We start from the raw sequence: 15,997 nt of genomic DNA, 5'->3' as shown, positions 1-15,997 counted from the left end.
AATGGGTCGTGCGGCGCTACCACCCATATCAAGGATGGCAGCCCAGCACCGACGGAGTGGATCTCTACCAACCCGCCACCATGGCAATCCAACGCTACCGATGGCGCGGAACCATAATACCCACCCCCTGGACCCAGACACCCCGACACGCCACAACCTGACCGACCCGTGGAGAGCCGGATGCGGTGAAAGTCGCACGTCCGGTTCGGAAGAGCGGCATGGGGAAACGACCCGACGAAACCCGGGAACCGCGCCCCATGCCGACTCTTACGAGGTGAAGATGAACGGGCATCTGCCCGAGTTCATCCCGCCACCCTGGATCAGCAAAGAGCGAAAACCCATGCGCAACCTCGCCCACGCACCCCCACCCGGATACCAGCAAGCCGCCTAACCACACAGAGCGTCAGCGCCCGGACACACGACACGCCTGCCCGGGCGCTGACCCTGTGTCCGGCCGCTCTGTGCTGGCCCGATCTAGATGGCAGCGGCGGGCGGACGCTCCACGGCAGGGTTTGGGATGCTCACATGGTGTGGAAAGGCAGGATCAGTCGGAGATGGTGTGGGCGGGTTCCTTCGGCTTGCCTTTGCTGCCCAGTGCCGAGAAAGCGCCCTTCAACGCCTTCGCCAGCACCAGGTAGCTCCTGGGTTTGGCGAAGTCCAATCCGCCCAGCAGTTGCTTCAGCATCGTGAGGACGTCGAAGTAGACTCGCTCACAGATAAGTGTTTCACCTTCGAAGATGAAGAACGCGGTCATGCGCACCTTGAACTTGCTACCGGTCGCGGGAATCGCACCGAACGGACCGAGGTGGGTGCCCAGCAGGTAGAACTCGCAGATCACGGCGTCGTCGCTGTGCCGCAGTTCGATCATTTGGTGTCGCTGGTCGGGAAAGGCGACCCGCGTGTCGTGGTAGTACCCGCGCACCTCGGCCTCACCGTCGTGCACAACCCCCATCGGGATCAGTTCGTAGTGCGGGTGCGGGAACGTCGACAGCACCTCGTCCCACTCCTGCCGCACCTCGCCCTCGAAGTGGTCGAGAACGATCTTCTCGCGGATCGCGCGCAACTCCGGGGTCAACGCGGTCATGGCGACTCCTCAAGCTCAGTGGTTGGGACAACCTACCCCAGCAGATCCTCGCGGCTAGCCGATGCGCCACCATGCCGCCGAGTCGGGCGGCAGGACCTTTCCGTCCATCGGGACGCTGCTCACCAGCAATTCCCCCGGTCCGTCCACTGTGATCGAGGAACCGGTGAAGTTCGCCGTGCAGCGGAAATTGCTGCCACGCCGGAAGCTCAGCACGCCGTCTGGCGCGTCGACCCAGCCGAATTCGCCGCGGATCGCTCGGCGAAGACGCAACGCCTTGCGGTACAAGGAAAGCATGGACGAATCGTCGGCGTCCTGCGCCTCGACCGTCAACTCGGCCCACGATTCCGGCTGCGGCAGCCAGGAACTCGTCGCGGAGAACCCGAACGGCGGCCGGCCGCCCGACCACGGCAGCGGAACGCGGCAACCGTCCCGGCCGCGGTCGGTGTGTCCGGAGCGCTCCCACTTCGGATCCGCCAGGACCTCTTCTGGCAGATCCGTCACCTCCGGCAGGCCGAGTTCCTCGCCCTGGTAGACGTAGCTGGACCCGGGCAGCGCGAAGGTGAGTAACGCCGCGGCCCGCGCACGGCGCACGCCGCCGAAGCGGGTCACGTGGCGCACGATGTCGTGGTTCGACAGCACCCACGTGGACGGCGCGCCGACCTTTGCCACCGTGGTCAGCGACTCGTCGATCACCCGCCGGAACTGCGCGGCATCCCAGCCCACGTGCACGTAGTGGAAGTTGAACGCCTGATGCAGTTCGTCGGCACGCAGATACAGCGCGAGCCGCTCGGCGTTGGGCGCCCACGCCTCGGCGACGCCGATCCGTTCCCCGGGGTACGAGTCGAGGATCTTGCGCCATTCGCGGTAGATCTCGTGCACACCGTCCTGGTCGAAGTAGGGCAGTTCGGCCCGCCCGACCAAACGGGACTGCGTGGGGCGGCCGACGTCGGGCAGGCCATCGGCCTTGACCAGGCCGTGCGCGACGTCGATGCGGATGCCGTCCACGCCCAGGTCGAGCCAGAACCGCAGGATGTCGGCGAACTCGGCGCGCACCTCGGGGTTGTCCCAGTTGAGGTCGGGCTGCTGTGGGTCGAACAGATGGAGGTACCACTGGCCGTCGGCGACGCGGGTCCACGCGGGCCCGCCGAACACGGACTCCCAGTCGTTCGGCGGCCGGTCCCCGGCGCCGTCACGGAACAGGTACCGCTCGCGGGCACCGGGCTTGCCGGCGAGAGCGTCCTGGAACCACGGATGCCGCGACGAGGTGTGGTTGGGCACCAGGTCCACGATCACGCGCAGACCCAGCGTGTGCGCGTCCGCGAGCAACGCCTTGAACTCGTCGAGATCACCGAAGAGCGGGTCCACGTCGCGGTAGTCGGCGACATCGTAGCCTCCGTCGGCCATGGGCGACGGGTAGAACGGGGTGATCCACACCGCGTCCACGCCGAGCCCGGCGAGATGGCCGAGGCGGCTCCGAATGCCCGCCAGATCGCCTAACCCGTCACCATTGGCATCGGCGAAGCTGCGCACGTAGACCTGATAGATCACCGCCGTCCGCCACCATTGACCCGCCTCGGTGGTGTTGTTTTCGCTCGCGGCTGGACTGCTCATCAACTTCCCTTCACACCGCCGGACGTCAGCCCGGCCACCGGATGACGCGGATGTTCACCGAGCATCGGGTGCACGACATTCCCAGCGCAACCTGGTCCCTGTCGTCTGGGGGGCGCAATCCCCCAGACCCCCTTCAAACGTTCTATTCTGGGAAGCAGCCCGGTGGAAAGACTCCGGCCCATCCGCGACTGAAAATCTCAGGCGGAACCCATGCCACTGTTGATGATCCTGCGGCACGCGAAGTCGGCATGGCCCGACGTCCCCGATCGCGAACGCCCGCTCTCGGACCGCGGCCGCCGGCACGCGCCACGGGCCGGGCGATGGCTGCGGGACACCGGCATCATTCCCGACCACGTCACCTGCTCCACCGCCTGCCGCGCGTACCAGACCTGGCAACTCGTCGAGGGCGCGCTCCGCACCTCACCACCGGTCACCTACGACGACCGGCTCTACGCCGCCGACCGCGAGGACGTACTGGCCGTGATTCGCGAAACCGCGGACTGGGTGACCCGGCTGCTGATCATCGGACACGAGCCGAGCATGCGCGACGTAACCCTTCACCTCGCCGGCAACTCCGGTGGCGAACTCCTCGAGCAGGTGCGCACCAAGTTCCCGACCGGCGCCCTCGCGACGCTGCGGATCCCGAGCGGGTGGGCCGACCTGGACGAAGGTTGTGGGACGCTGGTCGGTTTCTTCACCCCCAGGCAGGGCGGGGTGCACCCGTAAGACATTCCATTTCGGACGGCCCGCGAGGGTGCAGTCTGTACGGTTCAGTCCGCGGCGTGGCGAAGGGGCTCGCGTCCGTGCACCGGCACGTGCCACGCGTCACCCACTCGAGATCACACGCACAGGCTGTCATGAGCGTACGAGCCGCTGCCGATAGCGCCATCGAAGCTGCAACCGACCGGTGACGTCGGTTCCGATGGGAGAAGGTATGGGCTTGACCGCGCCCCGACCGTCCGATGTGCACATTCCGGATTACCAGGACCGTTACGTGATGCGGAAACTTCCGCATGTGACAGCGTTGTTCTGGGCGATCAAGATCGTGGCCGTGACGCTGGGCGAGACCGCCGGCGATCTGTTCGGGATCACGCTCGGCGCCGGCTACCTGACCACCGAGTTGATCTTTCTCGGCTATTTCCTGGTCGTTCTCACGCTCCAGGTCAACGCCGGCCGATTCCGTCCCGCGCTCTTCTGGGCGGTGGTCCTGGGCACCAGCATGGTCGGCACCGAGATCTCGGACCTGCTGGACCGCGGGCCCGGCGACGGCAGCGAGCCCAACGGCGTCGGGTACGGCTGGGGCGCGATCATCCTCACCGGCCTGCTGGCGGTCATCTTCGTCGTGTGGTGGCGCACCGGACAGTCCTACGACGTGGAGAACATCGCCAGCCGCAAGGGCGAGATCCTGTACTGGATGGCGATCCTGGTATCCAACACCCTGGGCACGGCCAGCGGTGACTGGCTCTCGGACGACACCGGCCTTGGTTTCGGCAACGCCTTCCTCGTCATCGCCGGCATCATGGTGCTGATCGTGCTCGCGCACTACCTGACCACCATCGACACCATGCTGTTGTTCTGGCTGGCCTTCATCCTGACCCGCCCGCTCGGCGCCGCCGGCGGCGACTCGTTGACCAAACCGGCCGACGAGGGCGGACTCGGCTGGGGCACCCTCTGGGGTTCCACGGCGCTACTCGGCCTGCTCGTCGTCCTCGTCCTCTACCAGAGCGTCGTCGTCCACCGCCGGCCCCTGAATCCCTTGCCCTACCCCAAGAACCGGCTCACCGGCGAACCACAGAGACCCAACGGAGCGGTCGTCCCCCGGAAACCCTCGCACGCCGCGACGACGACCGGCGCCGAACGAGAGTGACGCTGGTCAGCGCGTGCGTTTGGCCGGAATACAGGCGACGATCAGGGCGCCGGCGACCACGAGTCCGGCGAGGGTGAGCAGGCTGAGCCACATGCCGTGGCTGAAGGCGTCGCGGCCGGCGTCGGCGAGTTGCCGCCCCGCGGGGCCCGACCGCGCGGCGACGGTCAGGGCACCGGCGATGGAACCGGACACTGTCCGGGCCTCCTCGGGCGGCAGGGCCACCGTCGCGGCGGCGATGCGACCGGTATAGCCGGCCGACAGTATGGTGCCGGCCAGCGCGATGCCCAGTGCGCTACCGACCTCGCGGGTCGCGTCGTTGACCGCGGAGGCGACCCCGTACTTGTCCGGCGGCACGTTGTCGAGGATCGCGGCGGTGGCCGGTGGCGCGGTGAAGCCGAGGCCGACCCCCAGGACACACACGGCAACAGCCAGCTCCGGATAGCGGCTGTGGGCGTCGAGGCGGCCCACCGCGACCACACCCGCCGCGACGATCACGAGTCCGCCGCAGGTGATCGCGCGCAGGCCGAATCGCTGGGCGAGTTGGGCCGCCACCAGCGTGACCGGCAATAGAGCCACGATCGGCCACAGCACCAGCCCGGACTTCAATGGCGAATAGCCCTGGATGAGCTGGAGATACTGCGTCAGGGCGAACAGCCCGCCGAAGGCCGCGGCGAACTGCAGCGTCACCGAGAGCGATCCGGTGGCGAACTCCCGGTTGGTGAACAGGCGCACGTCCAGCAGCGGGTCAGTCCGCCGCAGCTCCAGCAGGGCGAAGGCCGCGGCCAGCAGACCGCCCGCGGCCAGCGCCCCGATGACTTCCGGACTGGCCCACCCGACGTCGGCCGCGCGCAGGATCCCGAACACCAGCACCCCGATGGACACGGTGCTCAGCGCGGCGCCCGGCAGGTCGAAGCGGTGCGGCCGGCTCTCACGCGACGTGGGCACCGTGCAGGCGGCGATCACCAACAGCACGGCCATTGCCGCCGGGGCGACGAAAACGATCTGCCACGACCAGTACTGCAGCAGCACGCCCGCGACGACCAGACCGCCCAGCCCGCCGAGCCCCGCCACCGCCGCCCACACGCCGATCGCCAGCCCGCGCCGGCCCGGCGAGAAACTCGCGTTGATGATGGACAACGTCGCCGGCATGATCAGCGCCGCGCCGACCCCGGTGATCGCCCGGGACACGATCAGCGCCGTCGCCGACGCGGTCGCCAGCGGGATGCCGCAACTGAGCGCGAACAGCACCAGGCCGGCGATCAGGACACCCCGCCGGCCACGGCGGTCGCCCAGAGCGCCCGCCGGGAGCACCAGCGCGGCCAGCGCCAGTGTGTAGGCGTCGACGATCCAGGTCTGCTCCGCCTGGGTCGCACCGGTGGAGCGAGCGATCACTGGCAGTGCCGTGTTCACGATCGTCACCATGCCGATGACCAGGCCGACAGCGGCGCACATCACCGCCACCGCCCAGATCTGGCGCCCTCGCGGCAGGTCCGATGTGGAGCCCTCGACGGCTCCACTCCCTGGCAGTGCCCGCATGGCACCCCCGCTTCGAGTAAGTAACGAAACCATCGGTATCGTAGCAGTACCGTCAGTTCTGAAACCTGCGGCGAGGGATTGCGCGGCCAGAAACCTGGGCGGAGCACACTAACGAGTGATGACCACGCACACACGGCCGTCACGGGACGACGGCACGGGGGCGCCCGCCGAGCGGCGCGACCCGCGACTGGACCGATCACGAACGGCTCTTCTGGACGCCGCTGCCGCGCTGCTGTCCGAAAGCGGCATTCGCGGAGTGACCATCGAGGCGGTCACCTCACGCAGCGGAGTGGCCCGCTCGACCCTGTACCGTCACTTCCCGAACAGCGGTGAGTTGCTGGCCGCGGCGTTCCAGCAGCTGCTCCCGCCGATACCGGCGCCGCCGGAGGGCGGCACGCCACGCGACCGGCTGCTGGGCCTGGTCCTCGACCAGGCCCAGCAGATCGAGCACGCGCCCACCACGGCGGCCGCGATCTGGCTGGCCACCAGCGGACTGTCGGCCGAGTTGCCCGCGGACCCCGTCGAGCGCACCCAGTTCGCCGTCCTGCGGCAGCGCATCATCGACCGCTACCGCAAGCCGTTCGACGCCGTGCTGCGCGACTGCCTCGGCGGCGTCCCGCGTGTGACCGCCGGCGACATCGACCTCGCCGCGGCCCAGTTGATCGGGCCGCTCCTGTTCAACACCATGATCGTCAAGCGGCCCAACGACCGGGAGTTCTGCACCCGCCTGGTCGACGACTTCCTCACCGTGCACGGTTCGCCGACCATCTGACCACCCATCGGGACGCGGCTCAGCGGGGCTCCTGGCCGGTGTCTTCGTCGACCACGGTGTATCGCGCGTCGACGATGGCGAGCATGTCGGCGTCGGCCGGCTCGACGACCAGGCCGTGGACCCGCAACAACGTTCCGGGCTCCGGCGGATGGCCGGGCGCGCGCGGCAGCTCCACCGCCACGGCACCCGAGTTGTCGGCGAGCGTGCCGGACAGGATCGGCAGCCCGTCACGGGCCTGTTCGGTGACCTCCCGCAAGCGACCCTCGACGGTGGCGAAGCGGCCGGGATGCAGCGAGGCGACCGGGACCGCCCGCCCGTCGGGTACGGGCTGCTCGTATTCCGCGACGTCGGCCTGTTCCTCGAAGGCGACCCGCTCGGCGATCCGTTCGATGGCGCCGGACAGGCGCTCCTCGGGCAGCTCCGGGAACTTCTGCCGAAGCTGGGCCTGCACGTCGAAGGGGACGATGGTCGCCGCGGCGTGCGGGATGCGACTGATCGCCCGGGCGATCTGGTCGGCGGTGCGGTCGTGCAGCAGCCGGCCCAGCAGCGGGGGGTAGATACGGCGGGGCAACAGCACCGTGACGTGCGTGCCCTCCTGGGCCGTGGTATCGACGACGAGATTGGCGACGGCGCGGGCGACCCGGCGATCGGGGCAGTCGATGACCTGCAGCGGGACGCCGATCCGCAGCTCCTCCCAGCGGCGCTGGAGCCGCTCGGCGTGTGCCGCGTCCACCATGATGTGCACCGCCTTCAGATCGGTGCCGCGCAGGCTACGGCCGTAGCGCAAGGCTTCCAGCACGGCCAGGTCAACGCTGTTGACCATGACGTAGAGCTGGTGACGCGCGTAGTTGGTGGCGCGTAGCTCCTCCTCCCGCACCTCGTCCAGAATCGCGGCCTCCGCCCGGTACTCGCGGTTGAGCCGGATCAGCACCGCCACCAGGATCGGGAACACGACCACGATCAGCCACGCACCTTCGGTGAACTTGGCCACCGCGAAGATCAGCACGACCACCGTGGCCGCCACCCCGGCCGACAGGTTGATCAACAGCCGGTGCCGCCAGCCCGGCTCGCGGTGCCGGAGGTGGTGCCGGGTCATGCCGTAGCCCGCCATGGCGAATCCGGTGAACACGCCGATCGCGTAGAAGGGCACCAGGCTGTTCACCGATCCCCCGGTGAACAGCAGGAGCCCCACCGACAGCACGGTGAGCACGATGATTCCGTTGGAGAACACCAGCCGGTGGCCGCGTTTGGTGAGCTGGCGGGGCAGGAACCGGTCTTCGGCGACGAAGCTGGCCAGGAACGGAAAGCCGTTGAAGCTGGTGTTGGCGCCGGTGTACAGGATGAGCGCGGAGGCTGCCTGCAGCAGGGCGAACAACACCGTGCCCGCCGTCCCGGCGCCGAACACGACGCGCGCTTCCTGCGCGAGCACAGACGGATAGCCGCTGGTGTAGGGCGTCGCATGCGTCGCGAAAGCCAGGTACGACACGCCGGCGACGAGGAAGCCGAGAATGCAGGCCATCACCGTGAGCACCTTGCGCGCGTTGCGGCCCCGGGGGCTTCGGAACGCGCTGACCGTATTGGAGATCGCCTCCACCCCGGTCAGCGAGGATCCGCCGTTGGCGAACGCCCGCAGCACCACGAGCACGCTCGCGCCCATCACGAGCCCGTTGCCGGTGTGGACGTCGACCGCGCCGGGCAGCGCGGTGGGATCGAACCGGGGCAGCCCGGTGACGAGTTGGCGGATCACGCCGGCCACGATCATCGAACCGACCATGAGAACGAAGAAGTACGTCGGCACCGCGAACGGGCGACCGGCCTCGCGCAGGCCGCGCAGGTTGAGGTAGCACATCAGCAGGACCACGCCGATGGTGATCTCCTGCCGGTACGGTCCGAGCACCGGCACCGCGGACACCACCGCGACCGTGCCGGCCGCCGCCTGAACCGCGACGGTCACGACGTAGTCGATCAGCAACGCGGCCGCGGCCACCTGCGCCACCTTCGGCCCGAAGTTCTCCCGCGCCACCACATAGGAGCCGCCGGCCTGCGTGTAGGCCACCACGACCTGGCGGTAGGACGCCGTGACCAGGACCAGGATGAGCAGGATGACCCCGGTGATCGGCAGCACCAGCGTGAACGCCGCCAGCCCCGCGAACGGCAGCAGTTCGAGCAGGATCTCCTCGGTGCCATACGCCGAGGACGAGATGGCGTCCGGGGACAGCACGCCGAGCGCGACCGGGTTGGCCAGCCGCTCGGTGCGCAGCTGCGCGGTGATCAACGGCCGCCCGAGCAGCAACCGCTTGAGCGCGTACCCCACCGTCTCCGGCAGCGCCCCACGCCCCTGCACCATGCGATCTCCTCCGGACGTTCCCGACGACGCTCGTCCATGTCCTGCTGTACCCGTAGCCGTGTTCCACTACGCGCGGCACACCTACCGAAGCGTGCCCCGCCGGTGTCACGTCGTCCACTTCGGACGGACCACCGGTCGGGTGCAACTCCGGATTCGCTAATTCAATCACTTGACTTAATTGCACGGTGTCGGTTCACTGGTCCCGTACCATCGGTCGACCTGGCGGAGGATGTGCCGTGAGCACCAGCGAAAGCGAGCAGTTGCTGACCTATCCGTTCCCCGGCCCGACAGCCCTGGAGCCACCCGCCCAGTGGGCGGAACTACGGCAGAAGTGCCCGGTGGCGAAGGCGACGCTGCCCAGCGGCGACGAGGTCTCGCTGCTCACCCGCTACGAGGACGTGAAGCAACTGCTGTCCGATCCCCGCTTCGGGCGCAGCCTCGACGCAGCGGACGCGGCCCGGATCTCCGACACCGAGTCGGGCGGCCTGTTCAACAGCGATGTGGCACTTACCCTGCCGCAGCACGGCGAAGCACACAAACAGTGGCGGCGGATGATCATCAAGTGGTTCACCGTCCGGCGGATGACCGCGCTGCGCCCGCGGATCGAGGCGATGGCCGAGCGCCTGATCGACGACATGGTGCTCGGCGGGGCGCCCGCCGATCTCAAGGCGGGCTTCGGATTTCCGCTGCCGGTGTGGGTCATCTGCGACATGCTCGGCGTGCCCGACAGCGACCGCGACCGGTTCTCCCACTGGTCGGACGCACTGCTCAACCTCACTCGTTACACGGGTGAAGAGGTCGAGGCGGCGCAAGCCGAGTTCTTCCGGTACATGAACGCCCACATCGCCGCCAAGCGCGCCGAACCGGGCGAGGATCTCCTCAGCGAGCTCATCACGAACACCGACGCCGACGGCAGGCCGCTGCCGGACATGCTGCTCGCGGCCACCGGCCTGGCCCTGCTGATCGCCGGGCACGAGACCACCGCGAACATGATCGGCAAGATGGTCGCGATGCTCCTGTCCGACCGGCGGCGCTGGGAGCGGCTGCTGGCGGACCCATCGCTGGTCAGGTCCACAGTGGAGGAGGCGCTGCGGTTCGACGCCAACGCCGGGCTGGGCATGGTCCGTTACGTGCACGAGGAGACCGAGGTCGGCGGGGCCGTGCTGCCGGCGGGCACCACCGTGATGTGCAGCCTGGCCGCGGCCAACCGCGACGAGTCCGTCTTCGACGGCGCAGACGACATGGACCTGGGCCGCACGCCGAACCCGCACCTCGCCTTCGGCTCCGGACCGCATTCGTGCCTGGGACAGGCACTGGCGCGCACCGAACTCCAGGTCGCGCTCGAGGTCCTGCTGCGCCGGCTCCCGGGCCTGGAACTGGCCGTCCCCGCCGGAGAGTTGCAGCGGGTCGAAGGACTCGTCGTCGGCGGCCTGGCCGAGGTCCCGGTGCGGTGGTGACCCGGACCGCCCGGCCTGGCGAAGTAAGCTGACCTTCATCGGCGGGCCTGGGCCGGGGGTCTGGGGTTGCACCCCCGGACAACACAGGTCCGCGAGCGCGACGAGGTGGTGACCATGGCAGGCGGAGCCGTGCGCGCGGAGCGCGCGACCGCGACCCGCGAGCTGATCCTGCTCACGGCGGAGCGACTGTTCGCCGAGCACGGCGTCTACGCGGTGTCCAACCGGCAGATCAGCGAAGCGGCCGGGCAAGGCAACAACGCGGCGGTCAACTACCACTTCGGCACGAAGGTGGATCTGGTCCGTGCGATCGCACGCAAGCACGGTGAACAGACCGAGGAGCTGCGCCTTCGCATGCTGGCCGAAGTCGACAGCGGCTCGCGCAACGTGCGGGACTGGTTGGCCTGCCTGGTGCGGCCGCCGTTCGAGCATCTGGAGGCACGGGGCAACCCGACCTGGTTCGCCCGGTTCAGCGCGCAGGTCATGACGGACCCGGTGCTGCGCGACATCATGGTCGAGGAGGCCCGGAACTCGCCGACGCTCCAACGAATCCTGGCCGGGCTGAAGCGCTGCCTGCCCGAACTGCCGGCCGAGGTGCGGGCCGAGCGGGACGACATGGCCCGCCAGCTGATGGTGCACATGGGCGCCGAACGCGAACGCGCGCTCGCCGAGGGCGGGCCGACGCCGCGTGCCACCTGGCAGGACGCGGCGAACGGCCTGATCGACGCGCTCGTCGGCCTGTGGACGGCCCCGGTCACGTCTGCCTGAGAGCCGGTTCTCGAGCTGCCAGGCCCCCGGTCAAGGTGAGTCTCGCCGCCGGCCGCCGGTCACACGGCGGCCTGCTCCGGGTCCGCGGCGATGAGGTCGAGATCGACGACGGCCTGGTCGCCGGCGGCGAGGGAAACCTGCTGCACGGCAGGCGTGTAGAGGGTGGTGACCACGGTGTATTCGCCGGGCGCGAGGTCGCGGAGCTCGTAGTTTCCGTGGACGTCGGTGACGACGCTGCCAATGAGGCTGCCGTCGTCGTCGGTCACGGAGATGGTCGCGTTGGCCAGCCCCTCACCGTTGGGGGCGGTGACGGTGCCGTACAGCCGCCCGATCGACTGGCCGGCCAACTCGAAGTCACGGACTGCGCCCGCCCCGTTGAGCGAGACCGATGCCGCCTCCGGTCCGAACCCGCTCGCGGTCACGATGATCGTGTAGATGCCGGGCTTCAGGCCGGCCACCGTGTAGCGCCCGGTGTCGCCGGACCGGACCCGGCTGATCTGCTGCCCGCCGGGGCTGGTCACCGTGACCACCCCACCCGGCACTGCACCGCCATGGCGGGTGCGCAGCGTCCCGGTGATCTCACCGATTCCCGGCCTGGCCGCGGTTTCGACCGCAGGCTCCGGCGCGGCGTGCCGCGGCGAGCTCTGCTGCGCCGCCCGCCGGCGCGCGGGGAGGAAGACCGCGATCACGAAGGCGCCGAGCGCGGCTCCCGCGCTGACGGCCAGGACCACGTGGAACCCGTCCTTCGCGGGAACGTCGACCGGGCCCAGCCTGGTGGTCATGTTGGCCAGGATGACGCCCGCGACCGCGCTGGAGGTCGACGTGCCGATCGACCGCATCAGGGTGTTGAGACTGTTGGCCGCGGCGGTCTCGGACACCGGCACCGCGCCCATCACCAGGGCGGGCATGGCGCCGTAGGCCAGCCCGACGCCGGCACTGATGACCCCGGCGACGATCATGACCTGCCACACGGCCGACATCAACATGGTGCCCAGGCCGTAACCCGCCGCGACCACGATCGCGCCGATCATCAGGGTCACCTTGGGACCCATGGTGCGGGAGATCCGCGCCGACACCGGCGCGGTGGCCATCATCAGCAGCCCGCCGGGCGCCAGCGCCAGGCCCGCCACGATCATCGACTGTCCCAGCCCGTAGCCGGTCGCCTTCGGCAGCTGCAGCAGTTGCGGAAGCACCAGCGACATCGCGAACATCGCAAACCCGAAGACCACGGACGCGAGGTTGGTGAGCAGCACCTGGCGACGCGCCGTCGTGCGCAGGTCCACCAGCGGTTCCCGGGTGCGCAGCTCCCACCAGCCCCAGGCCAGCAGGATCACCACCGCCGCGGCCAGCAGCCCCAGCGTCAGGCGGCTGCCCCAGCCCCAGTCGGCGCCCTTCGAGATCGCCAGCAGCAGGCACAGCAGCGCGACCGACATCCCGAGGGCGCCCAGCAGGTCGAACCGGCCGCCGGTGCGGACCCGCGACTCTCCGACGAGCGCGACCACGAGCACGGCGGCGACCGCGCCGAGGCCCGCCGACGTCCAGAACAGCACGTGCCAGTCCGCCCACTCGGCGAGCAACGCGGCCGCGGGCAGGCCGAGCGCGCCACCCACACCGAGTGAGGCGCTCATCAGCGCGGTCGCCGAGGCAAGCCGCTCGGCCGGCAGCTCGTCGCGCATGATGCTGATGCCGAGCGGAATGACGCCGGCCGACAGGCCCTGCAGCGCCCGCCCGACGACCATGAGTTCCAGGCCGTTGGACAGGCCACAGACGACGGATCCGCCGACCATCACCACGACGCTCAACAGCAGCATGCGCCGCTTGCCGTACATGTCGCCCAGCCGGCCCATGGTCGGCGTCGCCACGGCGGCCGCGAGCAGCGTGGCGGTGATCGCCCAGCTCGTGTCGGACGCGGACGCCTTCAGCAGTGCGGGAAGCTCGGGAATCACCGGGATCACCAGGGTCTGCATGAACGAGACCACGATTCCGGAGAAGGCCAGCACCGCCACGACGGCGTTCGGCCGGACCTTGGCCGCCTGCGGCGATTCGGCGGACCTGGCATGGGCAGCGGTCATAAGGAGAGTCTCCCGGTTCGGTGTTCCCCAGCGTTCCCGCGGAGTTAAATCAAGTGCTTTACCAACCTTAGCAGACCCGCGCCGCGGTGAAAGCGGCGGCGCCCTCTCGGTCGAGCCAGGTGGCAAAGTCCATCGTGACGGGCGGCGCCGGAGATCCTGCGCGACGATGGGTGTTACGACGGCTTAGGGAGGGATCTCGTGACAACCACTACGCCTGCGGCCACGACGGAACTGGAGACGGTCGCTGAGCTCGCCGCCCAGTTGCGGGTCGACTCGATCCGCTCCTCGACGAGCGCCGGGTCCGGGCATCCCACTTCGAGCATGTCCGCGGCCGACCTGATGGCGGTGCTCGTCGCGCGGCACCTGCGCTACGACTGGGACGACCCTTCCTCGCCCGCGAACGACCACCTGATCTTTTCGAAGGGCCACGCTTCGCCCTTGCTGTATTCGGTGTTCCGGGCGGTCGGCGTCGTCTCGGAGGAGGAGTTGCTGACCGGTTACCGCCGCTTCGCGCAACGGCTGGAGGGCCACCCCACACCGGTGCTGCCGTGGGTCGACGTCGCGACCGGCTCGCTCGGCCAGGGGTTGCCGGACGGGGTGGGCGTCGCACTGGCCGGCAAGTACCTGGACCGGCGACCGTACCGGGTGTGGGTGCTCTGCGGAGACAGCGAACTCTCCGAGGGCTCCATGTGGGAGGCCCTGGACAAGGCGTCCTACTACCAGCTCGCCAACCTGGTCGCGCTCGTCGACGTCAACCGCCTCGGCCAGCGCGGCGAAACCGAATTCGGCTGGAACCTCGACGCCTACGCCCGGCGTGCCGAGTCCTTCGGCGCGCGGGTGATCGCCATCGACGGCCACGACCTGACCGCGATCGACAACGCCCTCACCACCGCGGCGGAGGACACCGGCGACCGGCCGACGGTGATCCTGGCGAAAACCATCAAGGGGCGCGGGTTTTCCGAGATCGAGGATCGCAACGGCTGGCACGGGAAGCCCTTGCCCGAGGACCTCGCGGACCGGGCGATCGCCGGACTGGGCGGCGTCCGGGACCTCGTGCTTCGCGGACCCCGGCCGGACCCGGAATCGGCCACGACCACCGCGGAAACCGTGACCGGCGACGGGGCACTGCCCCACTACGGGGTCGGCGAGAAGGTGGCCACGCGCAAGGCGTACGGCGACGCGCTGGTGGCGCTCGGCGCCCGTGACCCACGAGTCGTCGCACTGGACGGGGAGGTCAACAACTCCACCTACGCAGGCGAGTTCGCGCACGCCTACCCCGAGCGGTACTTCGAGATGTTCATCGCCGAGCAACAGCTCATCGCCGCCGCGACCGGCCTGAACGTGCGCGGCTATCGCGCGTTCGCCTCGACCTTCGCCGCATTCCTCACGCGGGCCTACGACTTCATCCGGATGGGCTCGATCTCGAGGGTCGACCTGCGGCTCGTCGGCTCCCACGCCGGAGTCGAGATCGGTGCCGACGGCCCGTCACAGATGGGACTGGAAGACCTCGCGATGCTGCGCGCCGTGCACGGCTCCACCGTGCTCTACCCCAGCGACGCGACCAGCGCCGTCGCGCTCGTGGACGCCATGGCCACCACTGCCGGCGTCAGCTATCTGCGCACCACTCGTGGCGCCTACCCGGTTCTGTACCCTGACGGGGAAACCTTCCCGGTCGGCGGCGCCAAGGTGCTCCGCGACGGCGACGATGTCACCCTCGCCGGTGCCGGGGTGACCGTCCACGAATGTCTTCGGGCGGCCGATCTCCTTGCCCAGCAAGGAATCCGTGCCCGGGTGATCGACTGCTACTCGATCAAGCCCATCGACACCGCCACGCTCACCGCGGCCGTGACCGCCACCGGTGGCCGCATCGTGGTCGCCGAGGACCACCACCCCGAAGGCGGCCTCGGTTCCGCCGTCGCCGACGCCCTCGTCGCCGCCGGGCAGGCCCCTCTTTCCCTGACCCGCCTCGCGGTGACCGGCATGCCGGGCTCCGGCACCAGCGCCGAACTCCTCGCCTGGGCGGGTATCGACGCCGACCACATCGCCGAGGCGGCCCGCGACCTCCTCGGGTGAGGGCCTGCCTCGGCTACGGCCGGTGAGCCCGGCACCGGGCTCACCGGCCGGCCACTTACATGCGTTTGATCTTCAGATACCGGATCATCGCCGGGTATTCCCGCCACAGCACCACGGACAGGCCCGCCGCGACGAGCATCAACAGCAGTGTGCGTCCCTTCATGATGACTCCTCTCGTACTCACCCGCTGCCGCCTCATCCGGGCGGAAGGTTGGGCATGATCGACATGATCGAGTTGTGTTTCTTCGGGCTCACCCCGGTGGAGCGGCGGGCGTCGGCCGTGCCGTCCTTGTGGTGCCCGATCTGCTTTTTGTAGGAGCCCGGCGTGTTGCCCTCGTGGACACCCTTGGTGTGCGACGGGGTGTCGGGTTTGACGTCGGGCTTGCCCACCCGGATCTCAGCCATCTCGACTC

General features: G+C 69.3%; 13 protein-coding genes. 6 read left to right on the top strand and 7 right to left on the bottom strand.

The window, feature by feature from the left end; genetic code table 11:
- Positions 1–544: 544 nt before the first annotated feature.
- Both A3CU_RS0123980 and A3CU_RS0123975 read right to left on the bottom strand, forming a co-directional pair.
- A complete protein-coding gene (locus tag A3CU_RS0123980; RefSeq protein ID WP_027944455.1) occupies positions 545–1,084 on the bottom strand; it encodes an ester cyclase in 540 nt (179 codons plus the stop codon).
- A 54-nt stretch (positions 1,085–1,138) separates the two neighbouring features.
- Positions 1,139–2,695 carry a glycoside hydrolase family 13 protein gene (locus A3CU_RS0123975; RefSeq protein ID WP_052372049.1) on the bottom strand — a complete coding sequence of 519 codons (1,557 nt, stop codon included), beginning with the start codon at positions 2,693–2,695 and terminating at the stop codon, positions 1,139–1,141.
- A gap of 210 nt (positions 2,696–2,905) precedes the next feature.
- On the opposite strand from A3CU_RS0123975, the gene A3CU_RS0123970 reads away from it, so the two are divergent.
- Together A3CU_RS0123970 and A3CU_RS46320 are read left to right on the top strand one after the other, a co-directional pair.
- Positions 2,906–3,421, top strand: a complete 516-nt coding sequence (locus A3CU_RS0123970; RefSeq protein ID WP_027944453.1) for a SixA phosphatase family protein — start codon at positions 2,906–2,908, stop codon at positions 3,419–3,421.
- Between the two features lie 214 nt (positions 3,422–3,635).
- Complete coding sequence (locus A3CU_RS46320) at positions 3,636–4,562, top strand: COG4705 family protein (protein WP_245617292.1); 927 nt, start codon at positions 3,636–3,638, stop codon at positions 4,560–4,562.
- A gap of 6 nt (positions 4,563–4,568) precedes the next feature.
- On the opposite strand, the gene A3CU_RS0123960 is transcribed toward A3CU_RS46320, so the two are convergent.
- Positions 4,569–6,098, bottom strand: coding sequence for an MFS transporter (locus tag A3CU_RS0123960; protein WP_027944452.1), 1,530 nt, complete (start codon positions 6,096–6,098; stop codon positions 4,569–4,571).
- A 118-nt stretch (positions 6,099–6,216) separates the two neighbouring features.
- Between A3CU_RS0123960 and A3CU_RS46315 the strand changes: the two genes are divergently transcribed.
- Positions 6,217–6,870 (top strand): TetR/AcrR family transcriptional regulator, encoded by a 654-nt coding sequence (locus tag A3CU_RS46315; protein ID WP_043842290.1) that lies wholly within the window; start codon positions 6,217–6,219, stop codon positions 6,868–6,870.
- Between the two features lie 19 nt (positions 6,871–6,889).
- Here A3CU_RS46315 and A3CU_RS0123950 read toward each other — a convergent pair whose 3' ends face one another.
- Positions 6,890–9,217: an APC family permease gene (locus tag A3CU_RS0123950; RefSeq protein ID WP_027944451.1), complete on the bottom strand. Its 2,328-nt coding sequence runs from the start codon at positions 9,215–9,217 to the stop codon at positions 6,890–6,892.
- Between the two features lie 236 nt (positions 9,218–9,453).
- On the opposite strand from A3CU_RS0123950, the gene A3CU_RS0123945 reads away from it, so the two are divergent.
- Positions 9,454–10,674: a cytochrome P450 gene (locus A3CU_RS0123945; RefSeq protein ID WP_027944450.1), complete on the top strand. Its 1,221-nt coding sequence runs from the start codon at positions 9,454–9,456 to the stop codon at positions 10,672–10,674.
- Positions 10,675–10,788: 114 nt separating this feature from the next.
- Positions 10,789–11,439: a TetR/AcrR family transcriptional regulator gene (locus A3CU_RS0123940; RefSeq protein ID WP_027944449.1), complete on the top strand. Its 651-nt coding sequence runs from the start codon at positions 10,789–10,791 to the stop codon at positions 11,437–11,439.
- A gap of 59 nt (positions 11,440–11,498) precedes the next feature.
- On the opposite strand, the gene A3CU_RS46310 is transcribed toward A3CU_RS0123940, so the two are convergent.
- Positions 11,499–13,511 (bottom strand): MFS transporter, encoded by a 2,013-nt coding sequence (locus A3CU_RS46310; protein WP_084143640.1) that lies wholly within the window; start codon positions 13,509–13,511, stop codon positions 11,499–11,501.
- A 198-nt stretch (positions 13,512–13,709) separates the two neighbouring features.
- On the opposite strand from A3CU_RS46310, the gene A3CU_RS0123930 reads away from it, so the two are divergent.
- Positions 13,710–15,584: a transketolase gene (locus A3CU_RS0123930; RefSeq protein WP_027944448.1), complete on the top strand. Its 1,875-nt coding sequence runs from the start codon at positions 13,710–13,712 to the stop codon at positions 15,582–15,584.
- A 55-nt stretch (positions 15,585–15,639) separates the two neighbouring features.
- On the opposite strand, the gene A3CU_RS55735 is transcribed toward A3CU_RS0123930, so the two are convergent.
- Positions 15,640–15,747 (bottom strand): DUF6893 family small protein, encoded by a 108-nt coding sequence (locus A3CU_RS55735; RefSeq protein ID WP_425388277.1) that lies wholly within the window; start codon positions 15,745–15,747, stop codon positions 15,640–15,642.
- A gap of 32 nt (positions 15,748–15,779) precedes the next feature.
- Positions 15,780–15,989: a hypothetical protein gene (locus tag A3CU_RS0123920; RefSeq protein WP_027944447.1), complete on the bottom strand. Its 210-nt coding sequence runs from the start codon at positions 15,987–15,989 to the stop codon at positions 15,780–15,782.
- Between the last annotated feature and the right edge of the window lie 8 nt (positions 15,990–15,997).

It is taken from the genome of Amycolatopsis taiwanensis DSM 45107, from assembly GCF_000519205.1.
Classification (GTDB): Bacteria; Actinomycetota; Actinomycetes; order Mycobacteriales; family Pseudonocardiaceae; genus Amycolatopsis_E; species Amycolatopsis_E taiwanensis.
Note: the sequence above shows the minus strand (reverse complement) of the source record. Positions and strands in the feature narration are given on the sequence as shown.